Raw genomic sequence first — 17666 nt, 5'->3', positions numbered from 1 at the left:
TATTTTAGTTGCGACCTATTCGTGATCCAGCCATAAGTAACCCGAGTTCTTCCGTAGTAGCGATTTTGTCGCTTAGCTCTCCCGTTATTTCGCCTTCATGCATAACCAAGATTCGATCAGAAAGGCTCATGATTTCATTAAGATCAGCAGAGATAAGAAGGACCGCAAGGCCTCTATCGCGAGCCAGCACTATTTGCCGATGAATGAACTCTATCGCACCAATGTCCACGCCGCGCGTGGGTTGTGCCAATACTAGAACACGTGTATCACGTTCAAGTTCACGGGCTACCACAAGTTTTTGAGCGTTGCCTCCAGAGAAATTGTCGGCGGGTAAAGTAATAGACGGTGGCCTAATATCATAAGCATTAACCAAGCTTTTTGCGTGACCTTCTATCGCAGGCATCTGAAGCATACCGAAAATACCACTATAAGGAGCTCTATAGTGGTCACCAAGGATGCTGTTCATCGCTGAACTGTAGCTCGCGACGAGACCACGAACATTCCGATTCTCCGGGACGTGACTAAGCCCCATTTCTCTTCGTTCCCGAGCTGAGAGGTTTGTTATGTTTGTCCCGTCTAGAATCACAGAACCCGATTCGAGTGGTAACAAACCTGCTATGCATTCAACCAGTTCCGATTGACCGTTACCTTCTATGCCTGCTACGCCGAGAATCTCGCCAGCACGTAGCTTAAAAGAAATCTTATTCAGCACAGGCCGTGGAGTCCCTGGATGCTTTACGGTTACATTTTCCATTGCTAAACGCGCTTCTTGAAGCTTTGCAGGACCCTTCTCTACTCGAAGTATTACTTCGCGGCCAACCATCATGTTCGCAAGTTCCCTTTGATCAGTTTCTGAGTGTTTCACCGTCCCGATCATCTTCCCGTCCCGCATTACGCTCATTCTGTCACAAAGATCCATTACTTCGTCTAATTTGTGGCTGATAAAAATAACGGAATTGCCCTGTGTAGCGAATTCTCTAATAAAGGTAAATAGTCCCGTGGTTTCTTGAGGAGTAAGGACTGCCGTAGGTTCATCTAGGATAAGGATTTTGGCTTTTCTATACAAGGCTTTTAAGATTTCAACTTGTTGTTGTAAACCGAGGGGCAATTCCTCAATTCGAATGTCTGGGTCAATATCGAAACCAAATTTATGTATCAAATCTTTAGTGTATCGGCGCGCTGCCTGGTAGTCGAGAGTAGGTCCTGTGGTCGGCTCTGCTCCCAAGATCAAATTCTCTAATACAGTTAGCGTGTCGACCAACATGAAATGCTGGTGAACCATTCCAATCCCAAGATTGATGGCATCTTTAGCGCTCTTGAAATAGACCGTATCGTTATAGATAGTTATTCTTCCACTATCAGCCTGTTGTAGGCCGTAAAGTATTTTGACGAGAGTACTTTTTCCTGCGCCGTTTTCACCAATGAGGGCGTGAACTTCTCCCGAACTTACTCTGAAGTTAACCGAGTCGTTTGCGAGGACTAACGGGAACTCCTTGACTATTCCTTCCATCGAAACTGCGTAACTCATATAGGTATAAGAGTATACCGAGGTTGCTGAGTTGGGTTGATTGGTGTAACAGAAAGGTAAATTAAAGCCCGATGCATTTCACCGGTTAACCCTGCCTATGGTATATTAAAGCCCCTTTTGGTCCCAATACGATATCTGTGTAACGCGAGGGGGCGACTTGGTTTTGACGGAGGCGTTGTGACGGCATAGTTGCAGGCCCGGGATAGCGGTTGGCCCGGTTATCAATCCGCTACGCCATTATCTGGCAATAGCAACACTTACGCTCTCGCTGCATAAGCGAAGCCACCGACCTGAAGCTCTACCTCTGGCTCGCAGGTAAGGTGTCCTAAAGGGGGTTAGCCCACGTATTTTCGCGTTGGTATATTGGGTGAAACTTTAGACGCGTAAGCGCTAGAATGACGCTTGTTCTCGAGCTACTTTGGCGCCGACAATAAATCGAGCACTATGTCTGTAGACGCTAGCCTAGCCGCTTTCGGACGCGGGTTCGACTCCCGCCGCCTCCACCATATTGCCCCGGCAAGCCTAGGGTTTTGCCGGGGCAAATATTGGCAAGCGGTGATATTGCTCTGACGGTAGTGTTGCCGCTTGAAGATAAATGTGGCAACTCTTCTGAGCCAGTCAAGCAGTCTCGCTTTACAGCTAATTTGGTATATTTGATAGTTTTTCAGGCCATTGTGGGCATAATGAGGCCATGCTCCTCGCAGCTCTCCACTCAGTTGATAAATATTATGGCGGCCAAACCGTTTTGAAAGGGGCTAGCTTAGAGCTATTTTCGGGATCGAATACTGCAATCATCGGCCGAAATGGCGCCGGAAAGACCACGATTCTGAGGTTACTTTCGGGAACAGAACCGGTCGACGGAGGTTCTGTATTTGTCCGAGAAGAGACTTCGTGTGGACTTCTCACTCAAGAAGATGGAGAAGTCAAAAATAAGACGGTGCAGGAGCTTGTTGAAGAAGCATTCATACCTCTTCATGATCTTGGTGCCCAACTCGCAGAATTAGAAAAGGCTGGCCTGGACGACCATAAACGGTATTCTACGTGGGAAGTCATCCATGAACGTTTCGAGCGGCGGGGAGGGGACCAAACTAGAGCTAGGCAAGAAGCCGTGCTCCATGCTTTTGGATTTAAGGGGCGGGTGCACGAAAGGGCTTCTAGTCTTTCTGGCGGCGAGTTGACCCGGTTAGGCCTTGCCAGGCTTTTAATGCAACAGCCTGAAATACTATTTCTTGATGAACCCACGAACCATTTGGATATAGATATGCGTGCTTGGTTGGGGTCTTACCTTGGGCAGTATCCCGGTAGCGCACTAGTGGTTTCCCATGATCGAGAGTTTCTTGACAGGATTTGTGATCGCACCGCTGAGGTTATTTGGGGCGGAATTCGTGTAGGAAAAGGAAATCCTACAACTTGTCGCGAGTTGTGGCGTAAGCAGGCGCAGATTCAAGAAGCTACCCGGAAAAAACAAGAAAGAGAGCAAGCTCGGTTGTCAGAATCTAGCACAAGGATGAGGCGATGGGCTAGGCAGAATGAGAAATTACACCGGCGGGCTAGAGCGATGGAGCGTCGGTTAGAACGCTTCGAAGAGACAATGATTAAAGAGGTAGAGGGCCCTCTGCCTAAAACATCATTCACATTCCCGAGTACCCCAAGTGGCAACATGGTTATCCAAGCAGAGCACCTAACAAAGAGCTACAAAAACACGCTCTTCGATGATTTCAGTGTTGTTGTCAGGAAACGCGAAAGAATTGCCCTTGTCGGTCCGAATGGAGCAGGGAAGTCGACTTTACTACAGATGCTTCTTGGTAAAGTATCAAGCGATGATTTGAAGGGTGTAGTACGTTTCGGAGCTCGAGTTAGAGTAGGGTTTTATGAACAGACTCTTCAAGGTGCTGACCCAAAAGCTACACTCATAACTGAATTAATACGACTGGTTGGCGACGTAGAAGCGCATAATCTACTAGGTCGGTTTATGTTTCCCTACGAATCACAATATAAATTGATGTCTAACTTATCGGGAGGGGAGAGGGCCCGGTTTGGTTTATTGAAATTAACGCTTTCAAAGGCCAATTTGTTAATAATGGATGAACCTACTAATCATTTGGATTTTGAAATGATCGAGGCTTTGGAAGAAGCCTTGCGCGGTTTCGATGGCACCATTCTGATTGTCTCTCATGACACACGTTTTGTGCAGAGAGTCAGTAACAAAATTTGGGAGATGCGTGAAGGGCGTTTGAGAGTTTTTGACGGTGATTGGGATTACTATCAGGATTTACGTGGTCGGGAATCTAAAGAACCGAGTGCAGATCCTCAAGAAGCAGCTCTTCGGACGTCTTCACCGAAAAATAGAACCAAGAAGTCGAAGTGGCAATTGGAGCAAGAAGTCTCCCATTTAGAAAAACAGATAGACTATTTCGAGAAAACACTCGAGGATTTCGATCAGGTCCTTGCGCAGCCTGACAAGATTAGTGTGGAGCGTATTGCAGAATTGGGGATTGAGTACGAAGATGTCCAAGCAGCTCTGCTAGCAGCTATTGAGCAATGGGAAAAATCTTCATCTGAACTTGCTGGGTTGTCACAAAATTAGGAGCATATTTACCAACTTCATATTTTTGAGAAAACTCAATAAGTGGAGTTAGAGTTCCATAAAACTGTTGCGCTCAGGATATTATGATGGTAGAAACTTCAGCTTAGACTTACTGGGGGAATACTTATGAAACGAGTGCGCTATCGTAGTTGTGACGGTGAGTATTGGGGGGAGATCGAAGGAGGCAAGGTTTTTGAGCTTGCTGCTTTGTTGGGATGTCGGACTGGTAAAATTACCCCGCTTTCGGATTTACTTTTATTGCCTCCGTGTGATCCAAAGGTGGTTGTCTGTGTGGGAAGGAATTATACGGATCATGTTCGAGAGATGGGCGGGCGCGTAGATGAACTCCCACTTGAACCGGGATTGTTTTTAAAGGGCCTTAACTCGATACGGGGATCTGGTGACCCGATTCCTTACCCTCGGTGGACGCAAAATCTCCACTATGAAGGTGAGCTTGCTGTTGTGATGGCCAGGACAATGCGCAATGTTGAGGTTGAGGATGCTCTAGATTATGTACTTGGTTATACATGTGCGTGTGATGTTACTGCAAGAGACAAGCAACGTGGTGATCTTCAGTGGACCCGCGGTAAATCTGCAGATGGCTTTTGTCCGATTGGCCCGTGGGTAGAAACCGACCTTGATCCCAATAACGTCTCTATAAAGACTCTTATTAATGGGGAACTTAAACAAGATGGTAATACTGAGGACCTTATTTTCCCGGTGCCTGTAATATTGAGTTACATCAGTCAATTCATGACCCTGGGACCTGGGGATGTTGTCTTGACAGGAACCCCTGAAGGTGTGGGCCCCCTAAGCGTAGGGGACACCATCCAGATTATCCTAGAAGGTGTAGGAGAGTTAGTGTCAAGAGTAGAAGACGAAGAAGAACTGTTGTGACTGTGATCCAGGGAGAAACGTTTCAGAGACTCGGAGATGTTTTCCTTGTTGATTCTCAACACGACGGCAGAACAGGCACGGTCGGAGTCTACCTAGTTCCTATTGGGGGAGGGGAATTTGTACTGGTAGAAACGGGTCCAGGTAGCACATTGGATACCGTTATTGCTGGTATAGGGGATGCTGGTTTTGAATTGGAAGCGCTTCACGCCATTCTTGTAACTCATATCCACCTAGATCACGCAGGCGCCGCAGGTGCTTTAGTTTCCATGACCGACGCTGAAGTGATTGTCCATGAGCGAGGTGGTTCTCACTTAAATAACCCAGCAAAGTTGCTAGCCAGTGCCGCTCGTATTTATGGGGAACAGATGAACCGATTGTGGGGCCCGATGATTTCTGTGCCGAAGGATCGGATACAAACGGTGGCCGGGGGAGAAATCCTGCAACTAGGCCAACGTCAAGCAACAGTTATCTACAGTCCTGGGCACGCCTCTCACCATGTAGCATATCTTCTTGATGACGGATCATTATTTTGTGGCGATGCACTCGGGATCAAGCTTTCTGGCTTCCCAGTAACTAGACCGGCCCTACCTCCCCCCGAGGTAGATATAGATCTTTGGGATATTACCCTAGATAAGATCCTATCGTGTTCACCGAAAAGATTTCTATTGACTCACTTTGGGCAGGTAAATGATGTCCAACAGCACCTAAAAAGCGTGAAGGAACAAAACCATCTATGGGCTCAGGAAATCTTGAGCGGTATCAAAGCTGGTGAAACTGAACTTCAATTGCAACGACGAGTCTGTGATCTTAGCGATCGGGACTTAACCCAAGCGGGAGCTACTTCCACACTGGCCGCAAAGTATCACCAATCCAGTAACGCTGAAATGACCGTGATGGGGCTCTCTCGGTATTGGCGAAAACGATGTCCTAAACTCGGTGACGGAGGGTCTTGAATGGGGTTATTCCCAATCAGTAGGCCAGCTAGAGTCGCGGTGTTGGCGTCAGGAAAAGGGAGTAATCTAAATGCTCTTATTGAGGCTTTCCCGAGTGACAATGAACTTGGTCAGATTGTTTTGGTTATAAGTAATAGGAGGCGTGCTGGTGCTTTGAAGAAAGCCATAGAGAATCGGATAGAAAGTGTCTACGTCCCATACCAGGACACTAGTGATTTCGAGGCGGATGTTAGAAATAAACTCGAACAAATGCAGATCGATGTTATATGCTTGGCTGGTTTTATGCGGATTCTTTCGCCATCCTTTGTTACAGACTACCGCGGCCGCATAATTAATATTCACCCGAGTCTGTTACCGTTGTTTCCAGGTTTAAATGCACAAAAGCAAGCTATCGAAGCTCATGTAGGTCGAGCTGGCTGTACAGTTCATTTTGTTGACGCTGGGGTAGACACTGGGCCACAACTGCTGCAGCGTTGTATCGAGGTTTACTCCACGGATAACGAAAAGAGCCTAACAGAGCGTATCCTCGTGGAAGAACATATGGCTTACCCAGAAGCTTTGCGTCGGCTACTCCGGGGGGAATATGAGGACGTTAGTTGGGGTTCAGTATGAGAGTGCTAGTAGTAGGATCCGGTGGCCGAGAACATGCTCTAGCTTGGAAAATTAACGCATCCCCAAGAGTGTCAGAAGTTTTAGTTTGTCCTGGAAACCCTGGCATGAGAAACGTAGCGCGCATCGTTCCTGGAGAAATATCACCTCGGGATCTCCTCGACCTCGCGAGGCAAGAGGGAATTGACTTCACTGTTGTCGGCCCTGAGAGCCCTCTTGTTGAGGGCATAGTTGATGTGTTCAAAAAGGACGGACGGCGGATATTCGGCGCTTCTAGAGCTACGGCTCGGCTTGAAGGTTCGAAAGCCTACGCTAAAGGCTTTATGGTTCGGCATGGCATCCCTACAGCAAAACATGAAATATTCAGTGACCCTATCGCGGCAAATATTTATATAGATTCTATCGATGCCCCTATCGTTGTTAAAGATTCCGGATTAGCTTCTGGGAAAGGGGTAACTATTGCCAAAACAAATGTTGAGGCTCAGCTTGCCGTTAAATCTTTATTTGAAAAAGGACCCCGAACGATAGTTATCGAGGAATTCCTTGAAGGTCAGGAAGTGAGCCTTCATCTTTTGTCAGATGGAACTTCGTACAGAATTCTCACAGTTGCTCAGGATTATAAACAGGCTTACGATAATGATTTGGGGCCAATGACCGGTGGTATGGGGGCTGTGGCTCCGGTTGATTTACTTAGTGGGGGCAAATTACAAGAAGTTGAGCAGTCGATTGTCCGGCCGACGTTAGAAGCTTGCAAGGTTGATGGGATGCCCTTTCGGGGGGTGATGTTCATTGGGCTTATGGTTGGTGCGAAAGGTGTGAAGGTACTGGAGTACAATGTACGTTTCGGAGACCCCGAGACTCAAGTGCTTTGTCCCCTATTGAAATCTGATCTTTTACCGTTACTTGAGGCTTCTGCCGATGGAGACCTGGCAGAGATTGACCTGCAATGGTCGTCAGAGTTTGCTGCCTGTGTCGTAATGGCGGCGCCGGGTTACCCAGGGAAGTATAAAACTAAGATTCCAATTAAAATCCCAAAGGACCTCTCCGAAGAAGCCCTTATATTCCACGCTGGGACTGATGAAATCTTGGGAAGCCCGGTTTCGGCAGGTGGTCGGGTTATCAACGTGGTTTTTCGTGCACCTTCTCTCGAAGAAGCCGTTATCGGTGCTTATGCCAGTGTTAAACGAATCCAGTTTCCAGGTGCGCACTATCGGACCGACATTGGTGGTCGATTGAGGGGAGTCTAAAACCTTTAGTGATTCAAAATTTCCTTAATCCGAGTGTACTCTTGATAGGTATATACAGCCAAGCAGTCTATCTAGCAACTTTCGAGGGGTTAGTTTTGATCAGTCCCTAAAAATTGGTTCTTAGTCGTTCTCTTAAGACAACCGTTATGTAAGGATTAGGTTACTTAGGAACCGTGCCTACAGGTTTTGTAAAACGATTTTGCTAAAATAAACAATTGAGAGTCAGCTGAAAGGGCAGTGTAGCCGTTATGAGCCTGTTGGAACACATAAACAATCCGGAAGGCGTTAAGGAGTTGCAGAAAAGTCAGCTTCGTGCGCTGTCCAAAGAACTTAGGGAAGAAATAATTCGGGTTTGTTCCGTCACCGGTGGTCATTTAGCGTCCAGCCTTGGAGTAGTTGAGTTAACGGTTGCCCTGCATTATCTATTTGATGCCCGGAAGGACCGTATAATATGGGACGTTGGCCATCAAACTTATGGCCATAAAATTCTCACTGGACGGAAAGATTTCATCAGTACAATCCGGAACACAGGTGGGCTTGCCGGGTTCGCTGCAACTAGCGAGTCTGAGTACGATGCCCTGACCGTGGGTCATGCTAGTACTAGTTTAGCTGCTGCGTTAGGAATGGCTCTGTCCCGTGACTCTCATGGCGAAAAATTTGATATTACAGCCGTGATTGGGGATGGAGCTCTTACCGGGGGTATCGCTCTGGCTGCCCTAAACCAGATTGGGCACATTAAACCTAAAATGTTGATCGTTCTGAATGACAATGAAATGTCTATAAGCGAAAACGTTGGGGCTCTAAACCACCACATGAAACACCTTCAGGTACAAAGATGGTTTCAAAGAGCAGAGAAATCCAGCAAGGAGGCCTTAAGTGGGTTTTGGTCGCCCCTTGCTGAATTTGGCAGTCGAGCGAAAAAAGCAGCTCGGCGTTTCCTAGACCCTGCTAGCGCTAACCCATTTCACGCTATGGGATTGCGGTATGTTGGACCGATTGATGGTCATAATGTTTTGGAAGTACTATATTTCCTAGAACGCGTAAATGAACTAGAGGGTCCGACAATGCTCCATATAGTAACCACCAAGGGTAAGGGTTACGAGATAGCTGAGGCTGATCCGATTCTGTGGCATGGTGCAACCAAGTTTGACTTGAGCAATCCGGTGCATGGCGGTAAATCTTACCAGTGGTCTGATGCCTTTGGCGATATCGCTATAGAGCTGGCTGAGAGAGATAACAGAATTTGGGTCATTACGCCAGCCATGAGGGAAGGCAGCGGACTAGTAGAATATAGCCAACGACATCCCGATCAATACTTGGATGTAGGTATTGCAGAGGACGTGGCGGTGGTTGTAAGTGCAGGGCTAGCTCTTCGGGGAGAAAAGCCTATACTGGCAATCTATTCTACCTTTTTGCAGCGAGGCCTTGACCAGGTTATTCACGACATTAGTATTGAGAACCTAAACGTTATTTTTGCGATTGATCGTGCTGGTCTTGTTGGTGGGGATGGAGCTACACATCAAGGAATATACGATATGGCGTACCTCCGTATTATTCCTAACATTTCGATTGCTATGGCAACCAATGTCCTTGAGCTCCGGTCTATGTTTAAAGCAGCTCTCCAAATAGATGGACCCGTTGCCCTTCGTTGGCCTAGGGGGGGTACAGAAAAGGTGCCTGAGGTGCCGTTCGAGCAATGGCCGGAAATAGAATGGGGCACTTGGGAGGTTGTCAAACCGGGTATAGACGCTTATATCCTAGGAATTGGTCCTACAGTTCAATATGGTCTGGATGCGGTTGATGATAATCCACGTGTAGGGGTAGTTAATGCACGTTTTGTCAAGCCGCTGGATAAAGAACTTCTACTCAAACTGGCAGAATCTTCAAAGGTGCTTATTACCGTGGAAGATCATACGGTTGTTGGTGGATTAGGTTCTGCAGTTGCTGAAGTGTTACAGAAAAAGGGTGGTGGACCTCGCCTTTTATGCCTTGGTGTACCTGATACCCAAGTTCCTCATGGAGAACCGTTGTATCAGCATGAGGAACTTGGGTATGGACCTGAAGCCCTTCGGGCCAAAATTAAAGAGTTGGGACTGGCCTTGCAAGTACAGTCTCATGAGGAGGGTGTTACCAGCCACCAATTACGTTGACAGTTTTATGAGTCAACCGGTATGATGCCGGGCGCCTGTGCCTCGGGACTATGGAGCCGTAGTGTAGCGGTTAGCATATCTGCCTGTCACGCAGAAGGTCGCGGGTTCGAATCCCGTCGGCTCCGCCAAAAACTCAAGTGAGCTGTGCGTTTCGCTGCAAGAAGTTAAGATAGAACGCCTTCTCATGGCCAGGTAGCTCAGTTGGTAGAGCACACGACTGAAAATCGTGGTGTCGGCAGTTCAATTCTGCCCCTGGCCACCAGGAACACTGTTTTTATTAGACCGGGCGCCTTAATGTGAAACGAAGAGAAAAGATTACAAGTGATAAGGAACCTTGGGCATTATTTGTTAACAGGGGTTGACTACAATTTTAATCGAGTGCCAATGTAGCTCAGTGGTAGAGCAATCGATTCGTAATCGATAGGTCGTCGGTTCAAATCCGACCATTGGCTCCAATACATATAGCATTACTGTAAGGACTAGACCCCGATAAGGCTCTGTGATAGCCAAAATTAAGTTTTGGGACGCTGGGTAAGCCTCTTTTTGTTTACGAAGTAGGAGATCATAGGATAGTGGCTTATCAGAGCAATCTACATGGCGTCGGCTATTGTGTGGTTATGGGTGAACTTTTGAAGATGGATGCCACTACTCAAGCAGCAATGATAAAAAACAGGGAAATTTCGGCACTTGAACTTTTAGAAGCCGCTATCGCAAGAATCGAAAGTTTAGATCAAGAACTAAATGCTGTAATCCATAGGCGGTTTGAGCGCGCAAAGCGAGAGGTAGGATCTGGGTTACCGAATGGACCTTTCCAGGGTGTACCCGTATTACTGAAGGACTCAATCCCGTTGCAGGGCGAGCCGTATCATTTAGGAATGTATGTCCTTAAGAAAAACGGTTATCGGGCAGATCATGATAGTTATTTAGTTCAGCGGTACAAGCGAGCCGGATTTGCGGTTCTCGGTAAGACAAATCTTTCTGAACTAGCACTGAGCCCTATTACTGATTCGGCAGCTTATGGGGCCACGATTAATCCGTGGGATAAAGAACGAACTACTGGAGGTTCAAGCGGTGGTTCTGCGGCGGCGGTTGCTGCAGGATTTGTATCGGTCGCTCACGGCAGTGATGCTGGAGGATCTATACGTATTCCAGGGAGTGCGTGTGGCTTAGTGGGTTTATTACCTAGCCGCGGCCGCATAAGTCTTGGCCCTGAGTTTGGAGACCGATTTGGACGGAGATCACAGGAACATGTTCTGACCCGGTCAGTTAGAGATTCTGCTGGGGTTCTTGATGCCTGCGCTGGTCCAGAGCCCGGTGATCCTTTCCAAATCGCTCTTCCCCAGAGACCCTGGTTTGAAGAAGTTACATCGGATCCTGGACGACTTCGTATTGGACTACGAACGTTACGACAATCTGATGCCGGTTGGGATTTGCCTTGCGCTAGGGCTGTAGAAGAAACTGGAAATCTTTTAACTGAACTTGGGCACGAGGTTGAAGAGAGTAGCCCTAAGTGTTTCGACGATCTAAGGCTTGATCCAATTCGCAATGCTTTCTTAGCCATTAAGAATACTCACGTGGCTTGTGAAGTAGATCGGGTTAGTCAGCTTATAGGTCGAAAGATTGGTCCTGATGATGTGGAGAGGAACACATGGAGAGCTGTCGAAGCATCGAAGGAGATAACCGGGGTAGAGCTTACAAATGCTTTCCGCCAACAAAATCAATTTGCCCGGCAATTGGCAGGATGGTGGGAAACGGGTTTTGATATATTGGTGACACCCACTTTACCGGTCCTACCGTTTCGATTCTTAAACCACGATAGGAATCAATATGGGCTCAGAGAATTAGAAACACATCGCATTGATAAGGAAAAGCCTCTCGGGTTAGCTACCTTCACTTGGCCTTTTAATGTCTCAGGTCAACCTGCAATTACTTTACCGCTTTTTTGGACCGATCAGGGGTTTCCGATCGGAGTACAATTTGGTGCTAGATTTGGCCGAGAAGATGTTTTGTTTCAGTTGGCAGGTCAGCTCGAGGCTGCTTTGCCGTGGGCAAAGAAATGGCCAAAATTCGTTAGCTCACAGGAGTGATCAGTAGGCAACAATGAATAATGAAACGCTCTAGTTGGCGTCTAAGAGTGAGGAGGCCGGAGGTTTTGGGGGGTTCTTCGGAACCGAAGCAGGTTTCTAGATTACGTTAGGGGTTCGAGTTTCGAAAGAATAGAATCTAGGGATATACATAAATGAACCCGAGATAGGGTTTATTTATTCTAGGGATAACCGCTAGATGATTCGCTCAGAGATAAAGTAGGGGTCGCCATGACCCTAGCGACCCCTACTTTATCTCTTTGTATATTAATAGAACTATTTAGGCAGAAGCCCTAAGCGCTTCTACTTCTTCTCGCAAACGCAAGAGTTCAGCCTGCTCCTCCTGCGCCCTTTTCCATATTTCATCCCTTGTGGTGTTTGCGCCGTATGCGCTTGGCGGCATCAACATGTTTCGTTGTCGGTCGGTGAGATCCCCGTAATGGTCGGCATTGTAGTAACACGGGCTCCAGGCAACAGCATGAGGAGTGTACTTGTAAAAGAGAGTTCGCCGTTCGCGGTCTCCTTGCCAGGGGATAGTCCCATGTGCACAGGCTTCAGTAAAGATGATGGCATCACCTGCGTTAGCTGATACCCGATCCACCACTTCCGGGATTTCATCTTGAGTCTCGCTTTTTTTCCAGTTTTGCGGCAATTCAATGTTAGCTTTATGGCTGCCTGGAACACAAGCAAAACCGCCATCGCCTTCTTGGACGTCACGCAATTCGTACGCCACCGCAATTAAGCCGCTATAGAATTTGCCATTGTTATAACGGTAGTAGCACTGGCCGCCGTCAGTGGGACCTACCAGATCTGTTGGTCCACCTGCGCCTTGTCCACCTCCATGCAAATACAGGAGTCGGTCCGCAACCTTATTATCGATTTTTAGGTAGTCGTGATCTAGTCGGTAGCCAGGCTGTAGGACCTCTTCTAAGTAGGGAGCGATCGACGGATGGTCGATAAGGTCGATAAATGGACCCCCCCAAGAAAGAAGGGAAGCTGAAGACCAAGCGCGGTCATCCCCATCAGTGAATCTTGTCCGGTCGGAACCCGCGAAAGAGCCCACCTTGTTGTCTGAAGTTTGTCGAGGGTGGTAGGTCCCCGATTCTTTCCTACCCGTCACATGTTCGTCAACGAAGGCGTTCATAGAAGCAACCTCATCGGATGTAAGTGCGTTTTTTACCACCAGATAACCTCGTAAGTCCCAAAGGTACTTCTCATGTTGATTCATACTAGAAAGTTTATTCCAGACTTTGCCTAGAATGCAAATCTTAGGAGAACTCTAGGACTAGGTCCTAAGAGACTAATTCGCTCTCAAAAATAATAAGTAGCGGTTGTTTTATTGAGAAATTACGTGTGGAATTGGGAAAGTTAATGGAAGCCAAAGTCTGCGAACTTTACAATTGTTTTTATGGGAGCAGTAGCATAGTTCTTAGGAGGCCACGAAATGTCAAAAAAGCGGCATGGCATGGTCATAGGAGTCAACCCTAAGGATTTAGAAGAATACATTCGTTTGCACTCTAATGTATGGGAGGCTGTTCTGGAGCGGATAGCAAATTCAAATATTACAAACTATTCGATTTTTCATCGTCAGCCTGATAGCGGGGAACATGTGCTATTTAGTTATTACGAGTACGTTGGTAATAACTACGACCAAGATATGGCGGAAATCGCTAGCGATCCAACTACCCAGGATTGGTGGGACTTGTGCGGTCCAATGCAAGTTCCTCTTAAAACCCGACAAGTAGGGGAGTGGTGGGCCAAAATGACCCAGGTCTTTGAGTTTGACGGTGGTACCTGAAGCTAAATGGTTCGCTTGGTGTTAAACAACAGTCAAAACAGGTTTCTTGCTAGTTCGTTGATCCGGAGCCAGTCTGGTTGCTAAATTCCGGGTGGTCCCGGGTAGTCTTTTGGGTGCAAAACCTCGGGTCCGTCCTGGGCCGTAAAACCTAATTCGTCACGTATCTTAGTGACGTCAAAAACCCCGGCCCACTCATACCCCTTCTGGCCGAAATGAGAAACATCTATAGCTGTTCCATACCAGTTCCTCAAAACGTCGGCTACTGGTTCATTTACCCAGGCCCGCGGACCAGCAGCGTTCATAGTTCGTACGCCAGCAACTAGTTTCGACTCAACAGCGAGGGTGAACGCCGATACCGCGTCGCGTAAGCTCATTATGGTGATTGTGCCGAGAGACCACATTCGCAAAGGACTCACTCCGACAAGCGGTCGGGGTGGATCGTTCGGAGTAACAGAACTAAGCCGAAGGTTAATGATATCTAACTCTGGGACGCTACGGTGGATATAACGCGTAACCTCTTCCATCAAAGATTTAGATACACCATACCCGTCGCGGTCTAGACAAGGGTGCTCGTCGGGGATTGGCAGGGCTAAAGGACGGAATGAGGTGTTCTGGAAGCCGACAGCCGCAATTGAGCTAGCACAAACAATCTTTCTGCAACCGCGGTTAGCAAGATAACGCAATAAAGTACGAGTCCCGAGTACATTGACTGAAAATGCATCTTCTTCAGGTGCGCCTCCTGTCACGGCGGCTAAATGTACGGCAGCTTCTATGTTGTAGTTGTCGAGTTGCCTTAAATCTTCAGGATTGCCGAAGTTACCACGAACAATCTCTGACATCCAAGAGTGCTTTGGGCCAGTTGTAATAGCCACAACCTCATGCCGCTTTGACAGTTCAGTGACAACGCCCTGACCAATAAAACCTCCTGCTCCTGTTACCAGTATCGTCATGAGGAAATCGCCCAAGGTTTCACGAGTAAAATAGGGTTGCCGTGGCGGTATGGGTCTCCGTACCCTTGGTCGTCAGTTAAGACAACAATAACGTTGGGAAATTCTCTCACTGCAAAGTCCTTTCTCGACCGCCAGTGGACGGGGGCGCAAGAATACGGCGTTGCTGGTCGGTGAGATTCACATAATCGTTAGTATCGTAATACTCCGACGCCCAAGACATATTCCCAGGGCTGTATTTAAACAGAAAGGTGCGACGTTCATGGGCTGCTTCCCAGCGGCGCGTTCCGTGGATGAGAGCTTCTGTGAATAGTAAGGCGTCCCCGGCTTTAGCGATAGGCTGTTCTACGTAAGGTGGAAATCGCTGATGATGCTTGACGTCTTCAGGCAAGTCCCAAAGAAAATTAGTTTTATGGCTACCAGGGACGCAAACAAAACCACCATCACCAGGACCCACGTCACTAAGAAAGAAAGTTACGACTGATAGGCCGTTCCGAATAGTACCCTCGTAGTGTTTGTAAAAGTGACTTCCCGCATCTCTTTCAGGACCGCCGTGAAGAGGTCCTCCCTGGCCACTCGGGTTCATGAAAATTGAATAATCGTGATCAAGCCTGAAATGAGGACCTAGCAACGTTTCGAGGTAGGTCACTATTCTTGGGTGGTCGATTAAATTTTGGCATGCGGGATCCCATCTTGAGACGTTCGGCATATTCTTGTAGTTTTTTCGGTTCCCGGAGCTGTCGTCATAATTCCTTGGGTATACACGGTCGGTAATTTGGTTTAACCGAGTTACTTCTTCTTGAGACAAAACGTTACTAATCAAAAGGAAGCCCTGTAGGTCGAAAACAAATTTTTCTTCTTGGGTCATGATTGTTTCCACCATCCTAATCCTAAGAGAAATATCCAAAATGTCCCATCAGTATAAGGCAGGCTAACAGGCTTTTTCATTGCCCTGACAGGAGTTGAAAACGCACCGAAAAGGTCTGTGGCTCAAAACCCATTTTGGGTTTAAGGTTGTCGTCATGCGGCAAGCTATAAAAAATTGCGAAGGGTGGACTTGCAGACTCTTAGTTGTTTAACTAACCGTCCCGTGTAAAAGGATCGACAATATCGCGTATACCGTCCCCAAGGAGACTCCAGCCAAAGACAGCGATGGTTATCGCAATCCCAGGAACGAGAGCGGGTAAGGGACTAAATGCCAAAAAGGTTTGTGATTCACGAAGCATGTTGCCCCAACTAGGCACATCCGGTGGTGTTCCGAGGCCAAGGAAACTTAATGCAGCTTCCGCCAAAATCGCCAGTGAAAGACCTATACTTGCCTGCACAATAATGGGAGAGCTGATATTTGGCAGAAAATATCGGAAGATAAGTCTCATATGTCCAGCGCCCAATGCTTTGCCAGCCTCGATAAACGCTTTCTGTTTAACGGAAATAACCGACGCACGAGTGATTCGGGCAAACATCGGGATTGTAGCGACCCCAATAGCAAGAACCGCTGTGAACGTTCCTGGTCCTAACACCGTAGCCAACAAAAGGGCCATGAGGATAGCCGGAAATGCATAAACAGCATCAATTAGCCGCATTAATACTTCATCTATTGCGCCGCCAATATACCCGGCCATTAAACCTACAAAACTACCGATAGAAAGTCCAATTCCAACTGAAACAAATCCTACGTAGAAAGTGCCTCGACTGCCGACTAATAGTCGACTAAACAAATCTCTACCGAATTCGTCAGTACCAAGCCAATTAGCACGTGAAATTCCCTGTAGCTGTACTTCAAAATTTAAGGCGCTAGGGTCATGGGGTAACCAAAAAAAACTAACAAAACTCATGGCAGATAAAAGGCCAATTAGCACCGAACCAGCCAGAAAATTGAAACGGAAGGAGGGCATCAGTCGTAACGAATCCGAGGATCAAGTAAACCATAGCTGATGTCTACCAAGAAGCTGAAGGTTACTATTGCAATCGCGTATACTAGGATTTCACCCTGTATTAGGGGGTAATCACGGGTACCGATAGCAGTGAGCGCTAACTGTCCGAGTCCCGGAAGAGCGAACACCTGTTCGATAATTATCGAACCAATGAAGATATTAGTTAGGCTTAACCCCACTATGGTTACAACGGGAATTAAGGCATTCCGAAAGGCGTGAAATGTGATGATTCGGAATTCTGGTAATCCTTTTCCACGGGCTGTCTTAATATAATCGTTAACTAAAATGTCCAGCATAGCGGCACGAGTCATCCGGGTCATCACTGCTGCCTGACCCAACCCCAAAGCTAAGATTGGGAGTAATAGGCTACGTAAGGTCCCTAAGGGATCTCGTTCCCAAGGAACGTATCCGCCAGCAGGAAGCCAACGTAATTCAACTGAAAACAACAATATAAGCATGAGTCCCAACCAGAATGATGGTACGGCAGCTCCCAATTGAGAAAGGGTAATGACTAGCGGATCAAGCAACGTTCCGTGCTTGCGGGCAGCTAACACTCCAAGCGGAATAGAAATTAGCATCGCAACCATTACACTGCCAAAAGCCAAGAGCGAAGAAACCTGGAGACGTTCAGCGATTAAGTGGATTACAGGTTTTTGGTAGTTTAGGCTTTCGCCTAGATCACCGGTAAATATTCCTCCGAGCCATTTGAAGAACCGCGTAAAAGGCGGTGTATTTAGCCCTAGTGTTTCCCGAAGAGCTGAGATGGCTTCAGGATGAGCGTTGAGGCCAAGAATAATCTCGGCTGGGTCTCCCGGAACGGCAAGAACCGCGATGAAAACCAAAATCGAAACCAACAGGATGCTTATCGCAGCCGAAATAGAACGTTGTAAAAAGTAAACAACCATTGGGAAAGAGAAGGAGACATTAACCCC

14 protein-coding genes, 3 tRNA genes and 1 other RNA gene are annotated in these 17666 nt (G+C 47.4%); 12 read left to right on the top strand and 6 right to left on the bottom strand.

What is annotated here, in order from left to right:
* Positions 1 to 4: 4 nt before the first annotated feature.
* Positions 5 to 1528: a heme ABC transporter ATP-binding protein gene (locus tag CMO31_00530; protein MAZ52486.1), complete on the bottom strand. Its 1524-nt coding sequence runs from the start codon at positions 1526 to 1528 to the stop codon at positions 5 to 7.
* Between the two features lie 148 nt (positions 1529 to 1676).
* Between CMO31_00530 and ssrA the strand changes: the two genes are divergently transcribed.
* The 11 genes from ssrA (at position 1677) to CMO31_00475 (ending at position 12058) form a co-directional block, all read left to right on the top strand.
* Positions 1677 to 2034, top strand: a transfer-messenger RNA (tmRNA) gene (ssrA, locus tag CMO31_00525).
* A 185-nt stretch (positions 2035 to 2219) separates the two neighbouring features.
* A complete protein-coding gene (locus tag CMO31_00520; GenBank protein MAZ52485.1) occupies positions 2220 to 4115 on the top strand; it encodes a hypothetical protein in 1896 nt (631 codons plus the stop codon).
* Between the two features lie 126 nt (positions 4116 to 4241).
* Positions 4242 to 5012, top strand: a complete 771-nt coding sequence (locus CMO31_00515; protein MAZ52484.1) for a 2-hydroxyhepta-2,4-diene-1,7-dioate isomerase — start codon at positions 4242 to 4244, stop codon at positions 5010 to 5012.
* A complete protein-coding gene (locus CMO31_00510; GenBank protein MAZ52483.1) occupies positions 5009 to 5965 on the top strand; it encodes an MBL fold metallo-hydrolase in 957 nt (318 codons plus the stop codon). Before CMO31_00515 ends, CMO31_00510 begins: the two co-directional genes overlap by 4 nt.
* A complete protein-coding gene (purN, locus tag CMO31_00505) occupies positions 5966 to 6577 on the top strand; it encodes a phosphoribosylglycinamide formyltransferase (protein ID MAZ52482.1) in 612 nt (203 codons plus the stop codon). It begins immediately after the preceding gene.
* A complete protein-coding gene (locus tag CMO31_00500) occupies positions 6574 to 7821 on the top strand; it encodes a phosphoribosylamine--glycine ligase (protein MAZ52481.1) in 1248 nt (415 codons plus the stop codon). The genes purN and CMO31_00500 overlap by 4 nt, the downstream gene beginning before the upstream one ends.
* Positions 7822 to 8069: 248 nt before the next feature.
* Positions 8070 to 9971, top strand: a complete 1902-nt coding sequence (gene dxs / locus CMO31_00495; GenBank protein ID MAZ52480.1) for a 1-deoxy-D-xylulose-5-phosphate synthase — start codon at positions 8070 to 8072, stop codon at positions 9969 to 9971.
* Positions 9972 to 10023: 52 nt separating this feature from the next.
* Positions 10024 to 10099 (top strand) — tRNA-Asp (locus CMO31_00490).
* 58 nt (positions 10100 to 10157) lie between these two features.
* Positions 10158 to 10233, top strand: a tRNA-Phe gene (locus tag CMO31_00485).
* 118 nt (positions 10234 to 10351) lie between these two features.
* A tRNA-Thr gene (locus CMO31_00480) sits at positions 10352 to 10426 on the top strand.
* Positions 10427 to 10543: 117 nt separating this feature from the next.
* Positions 10544 to 12058 (top strand): hypothetical protein, encoded by a 1515-nt coding sequence (locus CMO31_00475; GenBank protein ID MAZ52479.1) that lies wholly within the window; start codon positions 10544 to 10546, stop codon positions 12056 to 12058.
* 277 nt (positions 12059 to 12335) lie between these two features.
* On the opposite strand, the gene CMO31_00470 is transcribed toward CMO31_00475, so the two are convergent.
* Positions 12336 to 13283 (bottom strand): mitomycin antibiotics/polyketide fumonisin biosynthesis protein, encoded by a 948-nt coding sequence (locus tag CMO31_00470; protein MAZ52478.1) that lies wholly within the window; start codon positions 13281 to 13283, stop codon positions 12336 to 12338.
* 237 nt (positions 13284 to 13520) lie between these two features.
* Between CMO31_00470 and CMO31_00465 the strand changes: the two genes are divergently transcribed.
* A complete protein-coding gene (locus CMO31_00465; protein ID MAZ52477.1) occupies positions 13521 to 13853 on the top strand; it encodes a hypothetical protein in 333 nt (110 codons plus the stop codon).
* A gap of 80 nt (positions 13854 to 13933) precedes the next feature.
* On the opposite strand, the gene CMO31_00460 is transcribed toward CMO31_00465, so the two are convergent.
* The 4 genes from CMO31_00460 to CMO31_00445 form a co-directional block, all read right to left on the bottom strand.
* Positions 13934 to 14803 carry a hypothetical protein gene (locus CMO31_00460; GenBank protein MAZ52476.1) on the bottom strand — a complete coding sequence of 290 codons (870 nt, stop codon included), beginning with the start codon at positions 14801 to 14803 and terminating at the stop codon, positions 13934 to 13936.
* A 106-nt stretch (positions 14804 to 14909) separates the two neighbouring features.
* On the bottom strand, positions 14910 to 15668 hold the full coding sequence (locus tag CMO31_00455; GenBank protein MAZ52475.1) for a hypothetical protein: 759 nt from the start codon (positions 15666 to 15668) through the stop codon (positions 14910 to 14912).
* A gap of 211 nt (positions 15669 to 15879) precedes the next feature.
* Positions 15880 to 16695, bottom strand: a complete 816-nt coding sequence (locus tag CMO31_00450; protein MAZ52474.1) for a peptide ABC transporter permease — start codon at positions 16693 to 16695, stop codon at positions 15880 to 15882.
* Complete coding sequence (locus CMO31_00445) at positions 16695 to 17639, bottom strand: peptide ABC transporter (protein MAZ52473.1); 945 nt, start codon at positions 17637 to 17639, stop codon at positions 16695 to 16697. Before CMO31_00445 ends, CMO31_00450 begins: the two co-directional genes overlap by 1 nt.
* Between the last annotated feature and the right edge of the window lie 27 nt (positions 17640 to 17666).

This window comes from Trueperaceae bacterium (assembly GCA_002707365.1).
In the GTDB taxonomy this organism is placed as follows: Bacteria; Deinococcota; Deinococci; order Deinococcales; family Trueperaceae; genus UBA6957.
Note: the sequence above shows the minus strand (reverse complement) of the source record. Positions and strands in the feature narration are given on the sequence as shown.

What these genes read in the sequence shown, in the direction of transcription:
- CMO31_00465 (MAZ52477.1), top strand. Translation starts at nt 13,521, where the DNA reads ATGGTCATAGGAGTCAACCCTAAGGATTTAGAAGAATACATTCGTTTG.
- purN (MAZ52482.1), top strand. Translation starts at nt 5,966, where the DNA reads ATGGGGTTATTCCCAATCAGTAGGCCAGCTAGAGTCGCGGTGTTGGCG.
- CMO31_00470 (MAZ52478.1), bottom strand. Translation starts at nt 13,283, where the DNA reads ATGAATCAACATGAGAAGTACCTTTGGGACTTACGAGGTTATCTGGTG.
- CMO31_00500 (MAZ52481.1), top strand. Translation starts at nt 6,574, where the DNA reads ATGAGAGTGCTAGTAGTAGGATCCGGTGGCCGAGAACATGCTCTAGCT.
- CMO31_00520 (MAZ52485.1), top strand. Translation starts at nt 2,220, where the DNA reads ATGCTCCTCGCAGCTCTCCACTCAGTTGATAAATATTATGGCGGCCAA.
- dxs (MAZ52480.1), top strand. Translation starts at nt 8,070, where the DNA reads ATGAGCCTGTTGGAACACATAAACAATCCGGAAGGCGTTAAGGAGTTG.
- CMO31_00530 (MAZ52486.1), bottom strand. Translation starts at nt 1,528, where the DNA reads ATGAGTTACGCAGTTTCGATGGAAGGAATAGTCAAGGAGTTCCCGTTA.
- CMO31_00460 (MAZ52476.1), bottom strand. Translation starts at nt 14,803, where the DNA reads ATGACGATACTGGTAACAGGAGCAGGAGGTTTTATTGGTCAGGGCGTT.
- CMO31_00450 (MAZ52474.1), bottom strand. Translation starts at nt 16,695, where the DNA reads ATGCCCTCCTTCCGTTTCAATTTTCTGGCTGGTTCGGTGCTAATTGGC.
- CMO31_00445 (MAZ52473.1), bottom strand. Translation starts at nt 17,639, where the DNA reads ATGGTTGTTTACTTTTTACAACGTTCTATTTCGGCTGCGATAAGCATC.
- CMO31_00515 (MAZ52484.1), top strand. Translation starts at nt 4,242, where the DNA reads ATGAAACGAGTGCGCTATCGTAGTTGTGACGGTGAGTATTGGGGGGAG.
- CMO31_00455 (MAZ52475.1), bottom strand. Translation starts at nt 15,668, where the DNA reads ATGACCCAAGAAGAAAAATTTGTTTTCGACCTACAGGGCTTCCTTTTG.